The sequence below is a fragment of the Mesorhizobium sp. M1E.F.Ca.ET.041.01.1.1 genome, assembly GCF_003997355.1.
In the GTDB taxonomy this organism is placed as follows: Bacteria; Pseudomonadota; Alphaproteobacteria; order Rhizobiales; family Rhizobiaceae; genus Mesorhizobium.
In genome coordinates this window covers 1-18,265 of sequence record NZ_RZSL01000059.1, presented here as the reverse complement: position 1 = coordinate 18,265, position 18,265 = coordinate 1, and the positions used below count along the sequence as shown (strand labels likewise).

Here is an 18,265-nt window from a genome sequence, read left to right as displayed (position 1 = left end):
CTCCCCTACTCCCCTAAACTAACTTCCCGCCACTTCCGTATCTCCTCCGCATGAACCTCATCTGCGCCGCGTTTCTCTTCCTCATTGTGCTCATCTTCGCCCTTGCCGTCGTCACCCGCGCCGGCGTTTGGCTGATCGAGCGTCGCAACCCGCCGGCCGGCGCATTCATCGACATCGATGGCGCCCGCATCCACTACGTCCATATCCCGGCGCCGGCCGGCGCCGATTTGCCGCCGATCGTCTTCATCCATGGCGCCAGCGCCAACCTCAAGGACCAGATGCTGCCGATGAGGCCGCTGCTCGAAGGCCGCGCCGAGATGCTTTTCCTCGACCGCCCCGGCTTCGGCTGGTCCGAGCGTGGGCCGGGCAACAACGAAACGCTGGCGGCGCAGGCCGACACGATCGCCGCGCTGATGGATCGCCTCGGTATCGAAAAAGCGATCATCGTCGGCCATTCTTTCGGCGGCGCGGCCGCCACCGCCTTTGCCCAAGCGCATCCGGAAAAGACGCTCGGCCTCGTTTTCCTGGCGCCTGTCAGCCATCCTTGGCCAGGCGGCGCGACCGCCTGGTATTACAAACTGACGGCCACTCCGGCCGTCGGCTGGCTGTTTTCCGAGACGCTCGCCTACCCCGCCGGCATGCTGCAGATCGGCAACGCGACGGCCTGCGTCTTTTCACCCAACAACCTGCCGGACGACTACATCGGCAAGGCCTCGATCCCGCTGGTGCTGCGGCCGCCTGCCTTCCGCGCCAACGCCCGGGATGTGGCCCAGCTCTACGATTATGTGCGCCAGGCCTCGCCGGACTACGGTGAAATCAAGGCGGCGACTGTCGTCATCTCCGGCGACCGCGACAAGGTGGTCTACGCCACCATCCATTCCGTCGGTCTCGAGCGCGATATTCCCGGCGCCGAACTGGTCTGGGTCCGCAATCTCGGCCACAAGCCCGACTGGACCGCGCCCGACCTTGTCGTCGGCGCCATCGAGAAGATCGCAGGCATGCCTGTCGACCTGCAAGCCATGGCAAGAGTGGTGGAAGGCCGGATAGCCGGCGACACGCAGGGCGCCGACAGATTTCCGGAACTCAGGGCTCCAGACGCCGAGCTGGCGCCGGGCTGAGCAGTTTCACCGCCGTGCTTGAAAGACCTCAACGCAGCGCTGCCCCTCATCGCCCTGCCGGGCACTTCTCCCCGTATAGTGACGGGGAGAAGAACGCTGTCATCGCCGATTTCGCCAATCGCCAACGTGGGAGCAATGGCGCTGACGCCAAAGCTTCTCCCTTCTCCCCGTCACTATACGGGGAGAAGGTGCCGGCAGGCGGATGGGGGGCGGCGCCGACCTTGAAAAGGTTTCAAACGGCGGTCACAGCGGACCAGCTCTTACGGCTAATGCGTCTCCGACCCCACATAGGCGATGCGCAGCATGTTGGTCGAGCCGGGCGTCCTCAGCGGCACGCCGGCGGTGATGATGACGCGATCGCCCGGCTTGCCGAAGCCTTCGTCGAGGGCGATGCGGCAGGCCCGGTCGACCATGTCGTCGAGGTCGATGGCATCCTCCGAAACCACGCAATGCGTGCCCCATAGGAGCGACAGCCGCCGCGCCGTGTTGACGATCGGCGACAGCGCCACGATCGGCACCTGCGGACGCTCGCGCGCGGCGCGGAGTCCAGTGGTGCCGGAGGCGGTGTAGGTAATGATCGCCGACAATTTCAGCGTCTCGGCGATCTCGCGCGCGGCGAGCGAGATCGCGTCCGCGCCGGTCGCTTCCGGCTCCGAGCGCTGCGCGTTGATGATGCCGGCATAGGTCGGGTCGGTTTCGACCTTGGTGGCGATGCGGTTCATCATGGCGACCGCCTCGACCGGATAGGCGCCGGCCGCGGATTCGGCCGAAAGCATGATCGCGTCCGCGCCTTCGAACACGGCGATCGACACATCCGACACTTCGGCGCGGGTCGGCACCGGCGCGGTGATCATCGATTCCAGCATCTGGGTAGCGATCACCACCGGCTTGCCGGCGCGGCGCGCGGCGCGCGTGATCTGCTTCTGGATGCCGGGCACGGCTTCGAGCGGCATCTCGACGCCGAGATCGCCGCGCGCAACCATCAGCGCGTCGGACAGTTCGATGATCTCCGGCAGACGGGCGACCGCCTGCGGCTTCTCGATCTTGGCCATGATCAGCGCGCGGCCGCGCGCGATCTTGCGGGCTTCCGCCAGATCCTCCGGCCGCTGCACGAAGGACAGCGCCACCCAGTCGACGCTCGCCGCCAACACCGCGTCGAGATCGGCGCGATCCTTCTCGGTCAGCGCGCCGACCGGCAGGTCGGTGTCGGGCAGGCTGACGCCCTTCTTGTCGGAAATGCCGGTGCCGGCGACGACCGTGCAGGTGATCGACTTGCCGTCGCTCTTCACCGCCTTGAGCTCCAGCTTGCCGTCGTCGATCAAAAGCCGGTGACCGGGCTCGACCGAGCTCAGGATTTCCGGATGCGGCAGGTAGACCCGGCTGGACGTGCCGGGTTCCGGATTGTCGTCGAGCGTGAAGGTCTGGCCGACGGTCAGCGCTTCCTTGCCGTTGGCGAACTTGCCGACCCTGAGCTTCGGTCCCTGCAGGTCGGCGAGAATGCCGATCGGTCGGCCGACAGCCGCCTCGACGGCGCGGATGCGGCCGACCAGCGTGCGCATCAGCTCGTGGTCCGTATGGCTCATATTGATGCGGAAGACATCGGCCCCAGCTTCGAACAGCTTTCGCAGCATCTCCTCGGACGAGGAAGCCGGACCGATGGTGGCGAGGATCTTGACCTTGCGGATACGTCTCATTGACTGTTTGTTCCCGGAGCAGGGGTCGCTGGCGCGCCTCCCGTTGCGGGCTCGTCGGTCAGCTGGACCATCCAGCTTGCCTGCTCGCCCGTGTCATATTCCTGAAATCCGGCGCGCTGGAAGCCCCGGGCGACGCAATCATTCACGCCGGCAATCTTGAACTCTTTTTCGGCGACGCACATGTTGATCGGGCCGTCCCAACGCCCGCCGCGCTCGGCGTCTTCTGCATAAAGATAGTAAAACCTTGATGACAGCGGTCCCTCGATCAGCGTCTTGCAGGTCGATCCTTCGATGTGCCACCAGCCCTCGGTTATCCAGCCGGCCTTGGCACGATAGCCGATGCCGACGCCGACCAGATTTTGCGTCGCGTTGCAGACGCGGAAGTCGGCGCGGGCAGGCGAGGTCGTGCAAAGCGCGCTGAAACCCGCGCCAAAGATCAGGAGCGGCAGGGCCAGGCGCTTGCGCAGCCTGCCGGCGAAAACCATTCCAAATCCCCTCACGAACCACATCGGCATCTCTCGAAGCCCCTTTTCAGCAAACTCCGGGCGCATGTCAACGCGCCGTTTTGTTCAATTCCAATCGATTTAGAGAGGCCCGCTGCACGATTCTGTGTCCCATTCGGGATTTTTTGCAGAAACCGTGGCCAAACAACGGCATTGCGCCTCAGTCCTCTTCGTGGAATGACGATACCACCCTGCCCGGATGCCAGCGACCGACCCATTTTCAGCCGATGACCCGATCCACAGTTTTCGCGCCTTTCGATATCGTCGAGGGCGACCGCAAGAAAGGCATCGTGCTTCTGGCCGATCACGCCCGCCGCGACCTGCCGGAGGAGTATGGCAGCCTCGGCCTGCCGGCTGCCGAGTTCGAGCGCCACATCGCCTATGACATCGGCGTCGAGACGGTGACGCGCGAGCTGGCGGGGGCGCTCGACGCGCCGGCGGTGCTTGCCGGCTTCTCGCGGCTGTTGATCGATCCCAACCGGGGCGAGGACGACCCGACGCTGATCCGTCAGCTCTATGACGGCACCATCGTGCCGGGCAACTATCCGATGGCCGCCGAGGAGCGGGAGCGGCGTCTCGACCGCTTCTACCGGCCCTATCACGACGCCGTCGGCGCCATGATCGCTTCCGTGGCGCACGCCTCGGGGAAAGCGCCGTTCATCTTCTCGGTGCATTCCTTCACCCCGCGCATGCAAGGCTTCATCCGGCCCTGGCATGTCGGCATCCTGTGGGACCTCGACGACCGCGTGGCGCGGCCGCTGATCGACATGCTGGCTGAGGACGAAAACCTCGTCGTCGGCGACAACGAACCCTATGACGGCGCCTTGCGCGGCGACACCATGTTCCGCCACGCCATCGTCAACGGCTACGCCCACGCGCTGATCGAAATCCGCCAGGACCTGATCGCCGACCGCGCCGGCGCTCTTGCCTGGGCCGAACGGCTGGCGCCGATCGTTGACGCCATCGACCGCCGTGCCGATATACACCAGGTGAAGATGTTCGGCTCGCGCACCGGGCCAGCATGAAGGCCGTCAGGCCGGGAACAGACAAATGACCGAACTCAGCGACGAGCAGAAACGCGATTTCGAGGCCGCAGCCTTCCGCCGGCTGGTCGATCACCTGCGCCAGCGCGGCGACGTCCAGAATATCGACCTGATGAACCTCGCCGGCTTCTGCCGCAATTGCCTGTCGAACTGGTATCGCGAGGCCGCCGAGGCCGATGGCGTTGCTTTGTCGAAGGATGAATCGCGCGAGATCATCTACGGCATGCCTTATGCCGAATGGCAGGCGCTCAACCAGACCGAGGCGTCGGACGCCAAGAAGGCGGAGTTCGAGGCCAAGCGCCCCAAGGATCACTAGAGCAATTCCAGGAAAGGTGTGAAACGGCTTTCCGTCCGGAATTGCGTCAAAACAAAGAGATAGAGCGGGTCGCCGTTTCCGTGAAACGGTGAACTGCTCCAGCGGAGCCCTCGATCCTGCGTTGAGGCCCCTAACCGGCTCGGCCCAACGCTATGGCTGACCCCGTGAACGGCAGCACCAGATCATAACCGGCCGGCGGCGGCACGATCGGCGTTGCTGCGGAGGTGCCGAACTGGGTGACGCCCTCGCCGAGATGGCGCGCCAGATCATGGCGGCCGCCGTCGAACTCAAACGCTGTGCTGGCGACCAGGCGCGCGGAGAACACGTTGGTGGCGATCAGTTGCACCATCGTCGTGCCGGCGGAGACCGCGACCGTCGTGCCCGCCACCAGGCTGGTGCGGCGGAAGGTGGCGATGCATTCGCCTTGCTCGAACGAAGCCGGATCGTCGAAGGTCCCCATCGGCCGGCGCTGCAGATAGAGCGAGAACTCCCCCACCGGATCGAGCCCGAGCGACAACGCGCCGTTGTCGATCCCCTGAGCCTTGAACGGCCTTGCGGCGAAAGTGAAATGCGCTGCCGTCTCGGCGCGCTTGCCGTCGAACAGCGGCACGTCGGGGAAAGGCAGATGCAGGAAATATCCGTAGTCGGCCACTGCGCCATCCTTGGCGCGATAGAAGCGGCCGGTGGCGTACCAGGCGAGTTCGGCGGGAAGCAGAGCGGTCATGCGGCGGTCCTGTGATGTCTTGGGAATGGATACCGCGACTGTGCCGCGTTCCGGTGCGGGCGGGAAGCGCCGGATTGCCGACGCGCTTGGCCCAAGCGCTTTCGGCCGGCAGCGCTTGACTGAAGGTTGAATCGATCTAATTTGCCGCAAAAATCGGGCGGCGCACCGGATTTCAAAGCATGAGCCTGCAAACCACAATGCCAGCCGCGACGCGCGGCCGCTGGGCAGTTGCCGGGATTTTCCTTGCCAATGGCTTCCTCACCGGCAGTTGGGCGCCGCAGATCCCGGTGTTCCTCACCCGTCTGGACATTTCGAAATTCACGCTCGGTTTGCTGATTCTGCTGTTCGGCGTCGGCGCGGTCATGGCGATGACCTGGTGCGGCCATCTCATTTCCGGGCACGGCTCGCGCAGCGTGCTGCGCTGGTTCGGCCTCTGCGGCAGCTTCGGCCTGCTGGTCGTGGCGCTGGCGCCCAACGTGCCGCTCTCGGCCGTCGCCATGCTTATCTTCGGCGGCTCGATCGGCGGCATGGACGTCGCCATGAACTCCAACGCCGTTATCGTCGAGCGCCGGCTTTCCCGCGCGATCATGTCGTCCTCGCATGGCTTCTGGAGCCTGGGCGGCTTCGCCGGCGGCGCGCTCGGCGGCTACTCCATCCAGAATTACGGCCATCTCACCCACGCCATCGTGGTGACCGTGATCGCCTTCGCCATCATCGCCCTTGCCATTCGTTACCTCGTCGCCGAGGACAGGCCTCGGGTCGCCGAGCACCAGAAATTCGCGCTGCCGCGCTACCCAATCGTCTATCTGGTCGGGCTGATGGCGCTGCTCACCATGGTCTCCGAGGGTGCGGTGCTCGACTGGGCGGCGCTCTACCTCCATCAGGAGCTCGGCGCCGATCTTGCGATTGCCGGCCTCGCCTACGCCGCCTTCTCCGGCGTCATGGCGCTGATGCGCTTCCTGGGCGACGGCGTGCGCAACCGCTTCGGCGCCGTGGCGACGCTGCGCGGCTCGGCCCTTGTCGCCGCCGCCGGCATGCTGGTGGCGGGCCTCTCGCCCTCGCCTTATCTTGCCATTGCCGCTTTCGCCTTCTGCGGCTTCGGCATCGCCAACATGGTGCCGATCCTGTTTTCGGCCGGCGGCAACCAGGAAGGCATGTCCTCCGGCACCGGCATGAGCGTCGTCACCACCATGGGCTATTCCGGCATTCTGGTGGCGCCGTCGGCGATCGGCTTCGTCGCCGAGAGATCGAGCTTCGGCCCGATCTTCGTCGCGCTCTCCGGCCTGCTGGTCATCGTGCTGTTGATGGCGGGCCTCGCTCACCGGGCCGAGTTCGCCCCCGCTCCAGCGCCGGCCGAATAGCGCTTCAGCTCCTCATGGAGGAAATCCGCCACGCGGCGGATGCGCATGCTGGTGCGCACATCGCGGTGCATGGCGAGCCACACCGGCAACACGGGCAAGGGAACTTCCGGCAACAGCGTCTCCACATCTGGGTCGCGGTCTACCAGCGGCTTCTGGCCAAGGCCGATGCCGTTGCCCGTCCGCACCGCCTCCCAGAGCACGATCTGGTTGTCGGTCCTGAAGCGGAAGTGGCTGCGGCCGACCGGAACGCCGAAGGCGGCGAAGCCGCGAATGATCTCGTCGCTGCGGTCGAACCCCACCAGGGCATGGTCAGCGAGGTCTGCTGGTTTTTCCGGCCGGCCGTGTCGCTCGAGATAGGATCGGGCTGCACACAGGCAGAGCCGAATGTCGGTGACCTTGCGCGCCACCAATTCGTTCTGTGCCGGCCTGACCATGCGGATGGCGATGTCGGCATCGCGGCGCAGCAGGTTCTCGACCTGGTTGGAGGCGACGATCTCGACCTCGATGCCCGGCTCCTCCTCGCCAAGGCGCGCCGTCAACCGCGGCAGCACATAGGCCGCGACCACCTCCGAGGCGGCAATCCGCACCGTGCCTTCGATCGCCTCGACCGATCCCAGCGCCAGCAGCGAGAAGGCATTGGCCTGCTCGCTGACCGCTCGGCCGCGCTCATAGAGCACGCTGCCGGCTTCCGTCAGCTCGTAGCCGCGCCGCCCGCGCCGGAACAGCGTGACGCCGAGCGCCTGCTCCAATTCGCCGATGTGGCGGCCGAGCGTCGGCTGGCTGGCTTCAAGGCTGCGCGCGGCCGCCGAAAGGCTGCCGGTCTCGGCGACCGCCACGAAGCTCTTGATCAGGTTCCAGTCGAATTCCTTCATTCATTTTTGAATATCAGATCGCCAGATTCAGTCAATTTCCATTCGTTTCCGGAGTGTCCAGATTAGGCGGGCAAACGCAAGCAACGGAGACGAACAATGACCAAGATCGCAATTCTGGGCGCCAATGGCCGGCTCGGCCGCGTGGTTGGCAAGGCTTTCATCGACGCCGGTTTCGACGTCCGCGCCGTCACCCGCACCGGCAAGGTGCCGGCCGAGCTCAAGGGCGCAACCGCTGTCGCCGGCGATGCGCTCGACCGCGAGTCCCTGATCCGCGCAACGCAAGGCGTCGACATCATCTTCAACGGCCTCAACCCGATCTACACCGACTGGGGCAAATGCCTGCCGATGGCCGAGAACGTCATGGCCGCTTGCCGCGCGAATGGCGCGCTGCACCTCTTCCCCGGCACCGTCTACAATTACGGCTCGCCGATGCCGCAGGTGGTCACGGAGGAGACGCCGTTCCATCCGACCACCGAGAAGGGCCGCATCCGCTGCGCCATGGAAGATCTGTTCCGCCGCGAGGCCGATGCCGGCCGCGTGCGCACCATCGTCCTGCGGGCCGGCGACTTCTTCGGCGGCACCGGCACCGGTTCCTGGTTCGACCTCGTCGTCGCCGCCAAGATGGAGAAGGGCGTCTACACCGCGCCCGGCCCCGCCGACCTCGTGCATGAATGGGCCTATCTGCCGGACTTTGCGGTCGCCTTCGTCGGACTGGCGCGTAACCTCGACAAGCTCGGCTCCTACGAAGCCATCAACTTCCCGGGCCATGCCGTCACCGACCTCGACATCAAGGCTGCGGCCGAAAAGGCGCTGGGACGCAAGCTCAAGCTCTCTTTCATGCCCTGGTGGGTGCTGCGCGCCGGCAGTCCGTTCGTGGCCATGTGGCGCGAGATCGTGTCGATGTCCTATCTGCGCTTCGAGGCGCACCGGCTGACCTCGACGCGGCTGCAGGAAATCATCGGCGAAATCCCGCACACGCCGCTCGACCGGGCGGTGGCGGAAGCCATCCAGGATATCGGCATCGCCGTCGCACCCTCGCGCGAGGCCGCCTGATCAAGGCAAGGAGCTCCTGGAAATGAAACGGCCGGGCTCTGAAGCCCGGCCGCAAATCGATCAGACCCGGCCCAACAGCAACATGATCAGCAGAATGACCAGGATGACGCCGACGATCCCCGATGGGCCGTAGCCCCAGGCCCGCGAATGCGGCCAAGCAGGCACTGCGCCGATCAGGATCAGGATCAGGATTATTACAAGAAGTGTACCGATCGTCATGAAAAGCCCTCGCCGTCTGGTTGAACTTCAAGGGAACAATGCAAAAAGCCGCCCGGTTGTTCCCGGACGGCTCTTCGCATTCGGGCTTCGAAATCCCGCTATTCCGCGGCTTTCGGGAAGGCGACCTCCGGCTCGGCGTTGGCTTCCTTGCCCGGTTCGTCGGTCACGACCTTGCCCTTGCCGAGGCGGAACAGGCGGCTGAACCAGCCGCGCCGCGCGCCGGGCTTCACCTTGGCGCGGGTGAACACCATCAGCATCGAAGGCGTCACCACCAGCGTGAGCAAGGTGGCGAAGGACAGGCCGAACACGATCGCCGAGGACAGCGAAATCCACCATTGCGTCGACGGCGCGTTAATCGTCGTCTCGTGATGGAAGATTTCGAGGCCGAGGCCGAAGGCGATCGGCAGCACGCCGAGGATGGCCGAAACCGCCGTCAGCACCACCGGCCGCGCGCGCTCGCGGCAGGTCTGCAGCACCGCGTCCATCTTGTCCCAGCCTTCCTCGCGCAGCCGGTCATAGGTGTCGATGAGAACGATGTTGTTGTTCACCACCACGCCGGCGAGCGCGATGACGCCGATGCCCGACATGACGATGCCGAACGCCTCGCCTGTCAGAAGCAATCCGAGGAACACGCCGATCGTCGCCATGACCACGCAGGACAGCACGAGCCACACGCTGGTGAACTTGTTGAACTGCGCAAGCAGAACCAGGAAGATCAGGAAGATCGCCGCGCCGAAGGCCTTGCTGAGGAAGGCGCTGGCTTCCGCACTGTCCTCGTTGGAGCCGGCGAGCTTCCAGCGGATACCGCTGCCGAGATCCATGTCGGCGACGGCCTTGGTAACCTCCTGCTGCACCGCCGCCACCTGCGCGCCGGCGCTGACATTGGCCTGCACCACCACGGTGCGCGCGCCGTCGATGCGATTGAGGATGCCGACCGTCGGCTCGGGCTTCCTGACGACGAAATTCGAGATCGGCACCGATCCTTGCGAGGTCTGCACCCGAAGCTCGTCCAGCGTCGACAGCGTGCGCCGATCCTCCGGCAGGCGCAGCCGGATATCGACCGCGTCGTCGGCGCCGGCCGGCCGGTATTCCGACAGCTTGAGGCCGTTGGTCACCAGTTGCACCACCGTACCCACCGAGGTCGGGCTGATGCCGTATTGCGCGGCCTTGGCGCGGTCGACTTCGAGCGCCCAGTCGACGCCGGGCGGCGGCAGGCCGTCCGAAACATCGATGACGTTGGGTATCTTGGCGATGCGCGCGGCGACGGCGCGCGCCTTGTCGTCGAGCCCGGCAGGATCCGCGGCCGAAAGCCTGATCTGGATCGGCTTGCCGGTCGGCGGGCCGGCTTCCGGCACGCGCACTTCGACATCTACGCCGGGAATGCCGGCCATCACCGCACGCAGGTCGTCGAGGATCTGGTTGGCGGACTTGCGCTCGCGCCAGTCGACGAACTCGTACTGGATCACGCCGACGACGTCTTCCGGTATGTCCTGGCCGCCGCCTTGCGTCTTGCCGACGCGCGTATAGACCGATTTCACCCCCGGCCAGCCGAGCAGCCGGTTTTCCGCCGTCTTGGTGGCGGCATCCATTTCGGCCAGCGAAAGATTGCCGCGGGCATGCACATAGAGCAGGCCGTAATCCGGCTCGACATTGGGGAAGAACTCGACGCCGGCGCCGTATTTCGAATAGGCGAAGCCGACGCCGACCAGCAGGCCGACGGTGAGCAGGATGACGGTGATCGGGAAGCGCACCGCCTGCTTGACCAGCGCCATGTACCAGCCGTCGCGATTGCTCTCCTCATGATGCGCCGGCGCCTTGGCGAAGATGGCGCCCAGCGTCGGCGCGAACACCAGCGCGTAGAGCATCGAGGCCGACAGAGTCACGATCAGCGTGATCGGCATGTACTTCATGAAGTCGCCGATGATGCCCGGCCAGAAGAGCAGCGGCGAGAACGCGGCGATACGCGTCATCGTCGCCGCGATCACCGGGCCGGCCATGCGCTTGGCGGCCAAGGCGAAGGCATCCGCCTTCGGCATGCCCTCGCTCATGCGCCGCTCGGCGAATTCGGTGACGATGATGGCATCGTCCACCAGCATGCCGACCGCCAGGATGAGGCTGAACAGCACGATCATGTTGATCGTGTAGCCCATCATCGCCAGCAGCAGGATGCCGATCAGGAAGGATGAGGGGATGGCGAGGCCGATGAGCAGCGAGGCCCGCCCCGACAGCGCGTAGAGGATGACGATGAACACCAGGATGACCGCGATCATCACATGGTTCTGCAGGTCGCCGAGCAGTTGGTTGACGAAGACCGACTTGTCCTGCGTGTAGGTGACGTGCATGCCCTCGGGCATCGTCTTGATGAAATTGTCCGACACTTCCCTGACATGGTTCAGCGTGTCGATCAGGTTGGCGCCGATGCGCTTTTTCACCTCGATGGCGATCGCCGGCTTGCCGTCGAGGCGGGTCACCGTCTCGGCGTCCTTGAAGGTCGAGCGGATGGTGGCGATGTCCTTGGCCTGCACCACGGCGTTCGGCGTGGCGACGACCGGCAGGTTGGCGACATCCTCGGGCGTCTCGATCAGCGACGGCACCTTGACCGCGTATTTGCCTTCGGAGCCTTCGAGGTTGCCGGCCGCGACCAGGCTGTTGGAGGCGCCGACGCCCTGCATCACCTGGTCGAGCTGCAGCCCGTAGGAGGAGAGCTTGACCGGGTCGACGACGACTTCGACCAAATCGTCGCGCGCGCCCTGCAGCGAACCTTCCAGCACGCCCGGCACTTCCTCGATGCGGTCGCGCAATTCACGCGCCGCTGCCGTCAGCACGCGCTCCGGCACGTCGCCGGAAAGCGTCACGACGAGAACCGGGAATTCCGAGACGTTGACCTCGTTGACCGTCGGCTCCTCGGCCGCCTGCGGCAGGTCGGCCTTGGCATCCTGCACCTTGCTGCGCGTATCCTGCAGCGCCGTGGCCAGATCGGTCTGCGGCTGGAATTCGACCAGCACATAGCCGCCGCCCTGGAACGCGGCCGAGCGCATCTCCTTCAGCCCCTTGAGGCTCTTGAGCTTGCTCTCCATCGGCCTCAGCAGCAGGCGTTCGGAGTCTTCCGGCGAGATGCCCTGATAGATCAGGCTGACATACATCATCGGAATCGGAACGTCGGGTTCCGCTTCCTTCGGCGTCGACTGATAGGCGACCCAGCCGGCGGCAAGCAGGAACATCAGCGCCGATATTGTGAGGCGGGCGTTGTGGATGGCGAGTCTGACGATATCCATGACCTATGCCTGCTGTTTCCATGTGGGCGGCGACACTGGCCGGCGGCGCCGGGGCAAGCCCGGCGCGCCTGGCGGTCGCGCTACTGCGTGCCGGCGGCAGCTTCGCTGATCAGCTTGTTGATGGTCGCCTGGTCGGCCTCGACGGGCTTCACCAGATCGCCTTCCTTCACCAGTTCCTGGCCGGCGACGATGATGCGCGCGTCCTGCGGAATGCCGCCGAGCACCAGTCCCGTCGGGGTGTCGTCGACGAGGTCGATCGGGAAGAACGCCACCTTGTCGTCCTTGCCGACGGCGCGGATGCCGAGGTCGCCCTTGTCGCCCAGAGTGACCACCGAGCGCGGCAGCAGCACCGCGTCGGTCGGCTCGGCGCTGAGCGCGATCTCGGCCGTCATGCCGGCGGGGATCGAGCCGTCCCCGTTGGGGATCGCCACCTCGACACGGAAGGTGCGGGTCTGCGATGAGGCATCGCGGCTGATATAGCGCACCGTGCCGGTGACCTTCTGGTCGTTGACCAGGCGCACATTGGCCTCGTCGCCGATCTTGATGTAGCGCAGGTCGCGTTCGCTGATCTCGCCGCGCGCGATCACCGGATCGAGCTTCAGGATGGTGGCCACCTCGCCGCCCTGCATGACCGAGCTGCCAAGCTCGACCGGCACGCGATCGATGACGCCATCGAACGGCGCCTTCACTTCGTTGCGGTCGAGTTCGGCCTGCGCGGTCTCCAGCATCGACTGCGCCGCCGTCAGGTTCGAGCGCGCGGTGTCGAGCTGCAGCTTGGGCAGGTTGCCGGTCTTGGCCAGCCGTTCGGCGGCATCGAGCTCGGCCTTGCGCTGCACCAGAAGCTGCCTGGCGTTGTCGACGTTCGAGATCTTCTCCTCGGCGGCGAGCATCAGCACCAGGTCGCCCGTCTTGACGTGGTCGCCCTGCTTGACCGGCAGCTTGTCGATGACGCCGCCGACGCGCGTGGCAAGCACTGCCCGCTTGTCGGCTTCGGTCAGCCCGGAAATGCGTATGGCGCGCGCAAATGTCTTGCGCGGCGGCGTCACCACCGCGACGGTGCGGGGCGCAGCCTTCGGCTCGGCCTCCGCCGTCTTGGGCTTGTCGGCCCCGGATTGCGTGGCTTTGCCTGCCTCTCCTGCCTTCTGGTGGTCGGCGGCGCTGCCCACGGACGAGAACTCGCCCGTTGCCATCCAGGCAGCAAATCCGATGAGCACAGCAATGGCTGCAAGCTTGTGAAACCTGATTTTCGGCATCGTCATTTTTCCGTTGCTGGCTTGGCGAGGTCGGCGCCTTCGACTCCCGGGCGCGCGGCCGATATGGGTGCGCGCAAAGCCATCTTCAATTTGCCGTGATCGGCGAAGGGCGCTTCTACCTCAAAGTTGCGGCGCAATATAGTGAGAAAAATTGCAGCATCATTGCGCCTCCAGCCGTGGCGGACAGGCTCTATTCTATTTTTTCGACACTCGACTGCCCGGCTTTTCCCCGTCCGGGCAGATTTTTCGCTCGTCCAACCGTTCAATGGCAGTAGGTGTCAGTATGATGTGGAAATTTTTCGCGCAATGACTTGCTGCATTGGCACGAGACAATGTGAAGGACGCGCCACTTCGAAAATAATGCTGTCAGGTGATGAGGTTCAGCAACCGGAACAGCCGCTCGAATGTTCCACCATAGGGCGGTCTGAGCAACCCGCCGGCGCTCAGCCTGGACTGGACGAAAATCGGCTTTTCCTTGCTGAAGGTCCGGAAACCCCATTCGCCGTGATAGGCGCCCATGCCGCTCTCGCCGACGCCGCCGAATGGCTGCCTCTCCTGCACCAGATGCATCATGCAGTCGTTGACCGTCACGCCGCCGGCCACGGTTTCCCGCATCACCCTTCGGCGATTCGCGCTGTCCTTGCCGAACCAGTAGAGTGCCAGCGGCCGCTCGCCACGGTTGACGTGCTCGATGGCGTCGTCGACCGTGCCATATTCGAGGATCGGCAGCACCGGCCCGAAGATTTCCTCGCGCATCAGCCGCAAATTCTCGCCGGCATTCCTGACCAGCACGGGCGCCATTTTGCGATCACTCACGCCAAGCTTTTCCTTAGCCGGATTGACCTCGGTTATATCGGCGCCGCTGTCGCGGGCCTCGGCGATCATATCGCTCAAACGCTGATGGTGCCGCTCGCTGACGATTGCCGTGTAGTCGGGATTGTCGCGCAGGCGCGGATAGAGCCGCCCCATCGCGGCGGCGAGCTTCGCGGCGATCGCGGCACCCTGCCCTCGCGGGACCATCAGATAGTCCGGCGCAATGCAGGTCTGACCAGCATTCAAAAGCTTGCCATAGGCGACGCTTGCGACAGCGGCGTCGAGATCGCAGGACTGATCGAAGATCGCCGGCGACTTGCCGCCGAGCTCGAGCGTCACCGGCGTCAGATTGGCGGCTGCGGCCAGCGCCACCTGCCGGCCGACGGCGGTGGAGCCGGTGAACAGGAGATGGTCGAAAGGCATCGACACGAATGCCTTGCCGACCTCGGCATCGCCGACCACCACGCTCATCTCGTCGGCAGAGAAATGCTCGTCGACGAGACGGGCGAGCAGGTCCGAAAATTTCGGCGTCAGCTCGGACGGCTTGATCAGCACGCGGTTGCCGGCGGCAAGCGCTGCGGTCGCAGGCGCCATGGCGAGCTGGAAGGGATAGTTCCAGGGCGACACGATGCCGACGACGCCAAGCGGCTGCGGCAAAAGGCGATTGCGCCCCGGCAGGAACGGCAGGCTGGTGGCGACGCGGCGCTCGCGCATCCAGCCGCGCAGATGCCGAACGGCATGCCTGATCCCCGCGCGGACGACAAAAAGTTCCGCAAGCCGCGTTTCCTGCACCGCCCGTCCAGTGAAATCGCTGTCGATCGCAGCACAGATCTCGGCTTCATGCCTTTCGGTCAGTGCCAGCAGCCGCTTCAGCCGATCCTTCCGCACCTCGAGGCTGGGGAAGGGTTCCGCCTCGAAGGCCCTGCACTGCGCTTCAAACCTGATCCCGAGAGCGTTCTGTCTGGTCTGCAGCATCGCCACCTCCCGTTTACGTAGAGGTAAACTACTCGCGCAGCGCAGGTGAATCCAGCGCGCCGCCGGTTCCGCTGGGTAAGTTTCAGCGCAGCCTAAAATGCACGCAAGGGGTCTGGAGGCGGTTCTACGCCCGGCGGCGCGCCGCCTCCGGCTTCAGGTGTGCGGCGAGGAATTCCTTGACCCGCCGGCCCGGCGCCGGACCATGCACCGGCTTGAAGCCGTCGTCGAGCTCGCCCGACAGGTCGAGCGTCGCTTGGCTGCCGACGGCGTCGTAGTTCTCCTCCAGCCAGTCACTGGCCGCATTTCGGCCAAGGTCGCGCAGATAGGCGAGGAAGGCCCATTCTGCATTGACCTTCGACGAGGCCGAGAGATCCTTGAACGCCTCGTCGGCATCGATACGGTGCATGCGGATATCGCGGTATTCGCCATGCGGCAGGCGGCCGGCCGCGATCAGTTCCTTGACGAAGGCGATCGAGCGGAATTCGCGCAGCAGCCCGGCGTTGAAGGTGATCTCGTCGATGCGGTTCTGGATCTCGTTGGCGCTTTTCGGCGTGCCTTCGCGCACCACCGGATTGATCTGCACCAAAAGCACGTCCTCGGTCGCCGCCGTCTTGAAGAAGGGAAAGAGCGCCGGATTGCCGCCATAGCCGCCATCCCAGTAGGGCACGCCCTTGATCTCGACGGCACGGAACAACTGCGGCAGGCAGGCAGAGGCCATCACCGTGTCGAGGTCGATCTCGCCGTCGGAGAAGACGCGCAGTTGCCCGGTCTCGACATTGGTCGCCGAGATGAAGAGCTCTATCGACTTGCAGGCGCGCACATTGCGGAAGTCGATCTCCTTCTCGACCACGTCGCGCAGCGGGTTGAGGCCGAGTGGGTTGGCGACGTAGGGCGAGAAGACCCGCGACATGGTGTCGAAGAAGAGGTAGCCCGGCGTGTTCTCGATCGACCAGTTGCCCCACACGACATCCCACGGCATGCGCTGCACCGGGCTGAAGCGGCCTTTCGAGGCCACAGCACGCCAGAAATCGTCGAGCTTCCTGCGCGCGCCCTCGACGCCGCCGCGCACGAACCCATCGGCCAGCGCCACAGCGTTCATGGCGCCGGCGCTGGTGCCGGACACGGCCGCGATCTCCAGCCGCCCATCCTCGAGCAGCCGGTCGAGCACGCCCCAGGAGAAGGCGCCGTGCGAGCCGCCGCCCTGGAGAGCGATGTTGATCTTCTTCTTGTCCTCCGCCTTGCCGTTCTTCGCCATGCCGTTCCTTGTCTCGAGGCTTTGGGCTGCCCTTGCGTCACTTGGGCGGAGCCGCTGCTATCAGCTTATGTTGCAGTGCAGCATATAAGGACGAACCAAGGCAAGAACACGAACACACAAGCGTGACCGGTTGAAATTTCGGCCATGGGACTCTTTCCTCGCCCCACGAAAGTGGCCGGGGGATGCACACATCTTCTATGACTGGCGTGACTGATAAGGCTGAGGCTTGATTGCCACGTGGTTCCCCCAATCCGTCGCTGCTTCGCAGCGCCACCTTTCCCCCCTCCGGAGGGAAAGGAAGGGAGCGTTGCTGGACGAGCGTTGACGGCAAAAAGCTTGGCGCCTTTCCTCTACCCCGTCGATCGGGGGAGAGGTGGCTCGGCGTAGCCGAGACGGAGTGGGGGTCGACCAGCGCTACTAGACAATGCATGCGCCAAGCTGCCATGCACGCTATAGCCAAAGACCAGCCGCTTGGAAATGTGTGCATGCCGCAGTCGAAGTGGGGCGAGGAACTAGGTTCAAGCCACCAGATCCGGCACCGGCCCGACATAGCGCGACTGCGGCCGGATCAGGCGGCCGGTCGCCTGCTGCTCGCGTGCGTGTGCAATCCAGCCGGCGACGCGGCCGGCGGCAAAGACGTTGGAGAACGCCTCTTTCGGGAAGCCGGCGGCTTCGAGCAGCAGCGCCGTATAGAATTCGACATTGGTCTGGATCGAGCGCTGCGGCTTTGCGACCTTGAGCACGTCGAGCGCCGCCTGCTCCACTTTTTCGGCGAAGGCCAGCCGGCTGCCCGTCTTCCGGCTAGCCGTCTCTTTGCGGGCGCCGAGCTGGCGCACGACCGCCTTCAGCACGTCGGCGCGCGGATCGCGCACGCGGTAGATGCGATGGCCGAAGCCCATGATGCGCCCGCCGCGCGCGATCTCGCCGCGCAGCCGGGCTGCGGCGTCGCCGCTCGCCTCGATGGCGTCGAGCATCTCGATCACCGGTCCCGGCGCGCCGCCATGCAGCGGACCCTTGAGCGCGCCGAGCCCGGCGAGGATCGCCGAGGTCAAGCCCGCCTGCGTCGACGCCACCACCCGCGTCGCGAAGGTCGAGGCATTGAGCCCATGGTCGCAGACCGTCACCAGATAGGTGTCGAGCGCCTTGGCGAGCGCAGGCGATGCGGTGCCGCCGAGCATTCTGAGCATATCGGCGGCATGGTCGGCACGATCGTCCGGGGGAAGAGGCTTCCCCCCACATGCGATCCGCAGCAGGGCCGGCGTCAGCACCGCCGGTGCCGCGATCAGCCTGAGCGCATCGGCAAGCTCCCCGCCATCCGGCAGCAGGGCGATGCCGGCGCGCATGGCGCTGTAGATATCGAGCGGCGCGAGTTCAGCGAGCATCGGCTGCAGCCGTTCGAAAACCTCGACGCGCGCTTTGCCGATCGCCTTCTCCAGTTCGTTGTCGCCGGGAAGCCGGTCGAAAAAGCCGTCGAACAGCAGCCGGACCACCTGGCCGAAGCGCCAGCGACCGGCCAGCTCCGTCAGCGAGTGGCCTCGGATGGTGAGATATCCGCCGGCGCCGTCGACATCAGAAAGAACCGTGTCCGCCGCCACAACATCATCGAGCCCGTTCGCCATGACTGTCTCCTTGACCTTTTGTGCATTGCAATTAATGCTGCGCAATCAATGCATCAATCTTGATCAACTGAATCAATATAGGCGCGGAGCGATATGTCCGAATGGCTGACGCGGGAGGAAGCGCTGGCGCGGCTCAACGTCCGGCCACAGACGCTCTATGCCTATGTCAGCC

Annotated in this window: 15 protein-coding genes; 5 read left to right on the top strand and 10 right to left on the bottom strand. The window is 65.1% G+C overall.

Annotated features, from left to right (window positions below):
* Positions 1–50 precede the first annotated feature (50 nt).
* Positions 51–1,118, top strand: a complete 1,068-nt coding sequence (locus EOA38_RS07915) for an alpha/beta hydrolase (RefSeq protein ID WP_127298892.1) — start codon at positions 51–53, stop codon at positions 1,116–1,118.
* A 266-nt stretch (positions 1,119–1,384) separates the two neighbouring features.
* On the opposite strand, the gene pyk is transcribed toward EOA38_RS07915, so the two are convergent.
* Together pyk and EOA38_RS07905 are read right to left on the bottom strand one after the other, a co-directional pair.
* Positions 1,385–2,812, bottom strand: a complete 1,428-nt coding sequence (gene pyk / locus EOA38_RS07910; protein ID WP_126091492.1) for a pyruvate kinase — start codon at positions 2,810–2,812, stop codon at positions 1,385–1,387.
* Positions 2,809–3,363: a DUF1036 domain-containing protein gene (locus EOA38_RS07905; RefSeq protein WP_189434543.1), complete on the bottom strand. Its 555-nt coding sequence runs from the start codon at positions 3,361–3,363 to the stop codon at positions 2,809–2,811. The genes pyk and EOA38_RS07905 overlap by 4 nt, the downstream gene beginning before the upstream one ends.
* Before the next feature lie 179 nt (positions 3,364–3,542).
* Here EOA38_RS07905 and EOA38_RS07900 point away from each other — a divergent pair, with 179 nt between their 5' ends.
* On the top strand, positions 3,543–4,340 hold the full coding sequence (locus EOA38_RS07900) for an N-formylglutamate amidohydrolase (protein ID WP_126091490.1): 798 nt from the start codon (positions 3,543–3,545) through the stop codon (positions 4,338–4,340).
* 25 nt (positions 4,341–4,365) lie between these two features.
* A complete protein-coding gene (locus EOA38_RS07895; RefSeq protein ID WP_126091489.1) occupies positions 4,366–4,674 on the top strand; it encodes a DUF1244 domain-containing protein in 309 nt (102 codons plus the stop codon).
* Between the two features lie 130 nt (positions 4,675–4,804).
* Here EOA38_RS07895 and EOA38_RS07890 read toward each other — a convergent pair whose 3' ends face one another.
* Positions 4,805–5,398: a hypothetical protein gene (locus tag EOA38_RS07890; protein WP_127298891.1), complete on the bottom strand. Its 594-nt coding sequence runs from the start codon at positions 5,396–5,398 to the stop codon at positions 4,805–4,807.
* A 197-nt stretch (positions 5,399–5,595) separates the two neighbouring features.
* Here EOA38_RS07890 and EOA38_RS07885 point away from each other — a divergent pair, with 197 nt between their 5' ends.
* On the top strand, positions 5,596–6,759 hold the full coding sequence (locus tag EOA38_RS07885) for an MFS transporter (protein ID WP_189434545.1): 1,164 nt from the start codon (positions 5,596–5,598) through the stop codon (positions 6,757–6,759).
* On the opposite strand, the gene EOA38_RS07880 is transcribed toward EOA38_RS07885, so the two are convergent.
* Positions 6,717–7,631 carry a LysR family transcriptional regulator gene (locus EOA38_RS07880; protein ID WP_127298889.1) on the bottom strand — a complete coding sequence of 305 codons (915 nt, stop codon included), beginning with the start codon at positions 7,629–7,631 and terminating at the stop codon, positions 6,717–6,719. The two genes, EOA38_RS07885 and EOA38_RS07880, sit on opposite strands and share 43 nt — an antisense overlap.
* A gap of 96 nt (positions 7,632–7,727) precedes the next feature.
* Between EOA38_RS07880 and EOA38_RS07875 the strand changes: the two genes are divergently transcribed.
* Positions 7,728–8,684, top strand: coding sequence for an SDR family oxidoreductase (locus EOA38_RS07875; RefSeq protein ID WP_127298888.1), 957 nt, complete (start codon positions 7,728–7,730; stop codon positions 8,682–8,684).
* Positions 8,685–8,744: 60 nt separating this feature from the next.
* Here the strand turns inward: EOA38_RS07875 and EOA38_RS07870 are convergent, their stop codons facing one another.
* The 6 genes from EOA38_RS07870 to EOA38_RS07845 form a co-directional block, all read right to left on the bottom strand.
* Positions 8,745–8,903, bottom strand: a complete 159-nt coding sequence (locus EOA38_RS07870) for a DUF3309 family protein (protein ID WP_126091484.1) — start codon at positions 8,901–8,903, stop codon at positions 8,745–8,747.
* A gap of 98 nt (positions 8,904–9,001) precedes the next feature.
* Positions 9,002–12,178 (bottom strand): efflux RND transporter permease subunit, encoded by a 3,177-nt coding sequence (locus EOA38_RS07865; RefSeq protein ID WP_127298887.1) that lies wholly within the window; start codon positions 12,176–12,178, stop codon positions 9,002–9,004.
* Between the two features lie 80 nt (positions 12,179–12,258).
* Positions 12,259–13,431: an efflux RND transporter periplasmic adaptor subunit gene (locus tag EOA38_RS07860; RefSeq protein WP_127298886.1), complete on the bottom strand. Its 1,173-nt coding sequence runs from the start codon at positions 13,429–13,431 to the stop codon at positions 12,259–12,261.
* 366 nt (positions 13,432–13,797) lie between these two features.
* Complete coding sequence (locus tag EOA38_RS07855) at positions 13,798–15,219, bottom strand: coniferyl aldehyde dehydrogenase (protein WP_127298885.1); 1,422 nt, start codon at positions 15,217–15,219, stop codon at positions 13,798–13,800.
* A gap of 124 nt (positions 15,220–15,343) precedes the next feature.
* Entirely contained in the window at positions 15,344–16,474 is a 1,131-nt protein-coding gene (locus tag EOA38_RS07850) for a patatin-like phospholipase family protein (protein WP_127298884.1), read from the bottom strand.
* A gap of 518 nt (positions 16,475–16,992) precedes the next feature.
* The gene (locus EOA38_RS07845) at positions 16,993–18,093 is read right to left on the bottom strand and encodes a citrate synthase/methylcitrate synthase (RefSeq protein ID WP_127298883.1); all 1,101 of its coding nucleotides are present in this window, start codon (positions 18,091–18,093) and stop codon (positions 16,993–16,995) included.
* Between the last annotated feature and the right edge of the window lie 172 nt (positions 18,094–18,265).

Excerpts from the sequence above, each read along its gene's own strand:
- EOA38_RS07850 (WP_127298884.1), bottom strand. The coding sequence starts at position 16,474 with ATGGCGAAGAACGGCAAGGCGGAGGACAAGAAGAAGATCAACATCGCT.
- EOA38_RS07905 (WP_189434543.1), bottom strand. The coding sequence starts at position 3,363 with ATGCGCCCGGAGTTTGCTGAAAAGGGGCTTCGAGAGATGCCGATGTGG.
- pyk (WP_126091492.1), bottom strand. The coding sequence starts at position 2,812 with ATGAGACGTATCCGCAAGGTCAAGATCCTCGCCACCATCGGTCCGGCT.
- EOA38_RS07880 (WP_127298889.1), bottom strand. The coding sequence starts at position 7,631 with ATGAAGGAATTCGACTGGAACCTGATCAAGAGCTTCGTGGCGGTCGCC.
- EOA38_RS07875 (WP_127298888.1), top strand. The coding sequence starts at position 7,728 with ATGACCAAGATCGCAATTCTGGGCGCCAATGGCCGGCTCGGCCGCGTG.
- EOA38_RS07845 (WP_127298883.1), bottom strand. The coding sequence starts at position 18,093 with ATGGCGAACGGGCTCGATGATGTTGTGGCGGCGGACACGGTTCTTTCT.
- EOA38_RS07885 (WP_189434545.1), top strand. The coding sequence starts at position 5,596 with ATGCCAGCCGCGACGCGCGGCCGCTGGGCAGTTGCCGGGATTTTCCTT.
- EOA38_RS07900 (WP_126091490.1), top strand. The coding sequence starts at position 3,543 with ATGACCCGATCCACAGTTTTCGCGCCTTTCGATATCGTCGAGGGCGAC.
- EOA38_RS07915 (WP_127298892.1), top strand. The coding sequence starts at position 51 with ATGAACCTCATCTGCGCCGCGTTTCTCTTCCTCATTGTGCTCATCTTC.
- EOA38_RS07890 (WP_127298891.1), bottom strand. The coding sequence starts at position 5,398 with ATGACCGCTCTGCTTCCCGCCGAACTCGCCTGGTACGCCACCGGCCGC.
- EOA38_RS07860 (WP_127298886.1), bottom strand. The coding sequence starts at position 13,431 with ATGCCGAAAATCAGGTTTCACAAGCTTGCAGCCATTGCTGTGCTCATC.
- EOA38_RS07895 (WP_126091489.1), top strand. The coding sequence starts at position 4,366 with ATGACCGAACTCAGCGACGAGCAGAAACGCGATTTCGAGGCCGCAGCC.
- EOA38_RS07855 (WP_127298885.1), bottom strand. The coding sequence starts at position 15,219 with ATGCTGCAGACCAGACAGAACGCTCTCGGGATCAGGTTTGAAGCGCAG.
- EOA38_RS07865 (WP_127298887.1), bottom strand. The coding sequence starts at position 12,178 with ATGGATATCGTCAGACTCGCCATCCACAACGCCCGCCTCACAATATCG.
- EOA38_RS07870 (WP_126091484.1), bottom strand. The coding sequence starts at position 8,903 with ATGACGATCGGTACACTTCTTGTAATAATCCTGATCCTGATCCTGATC.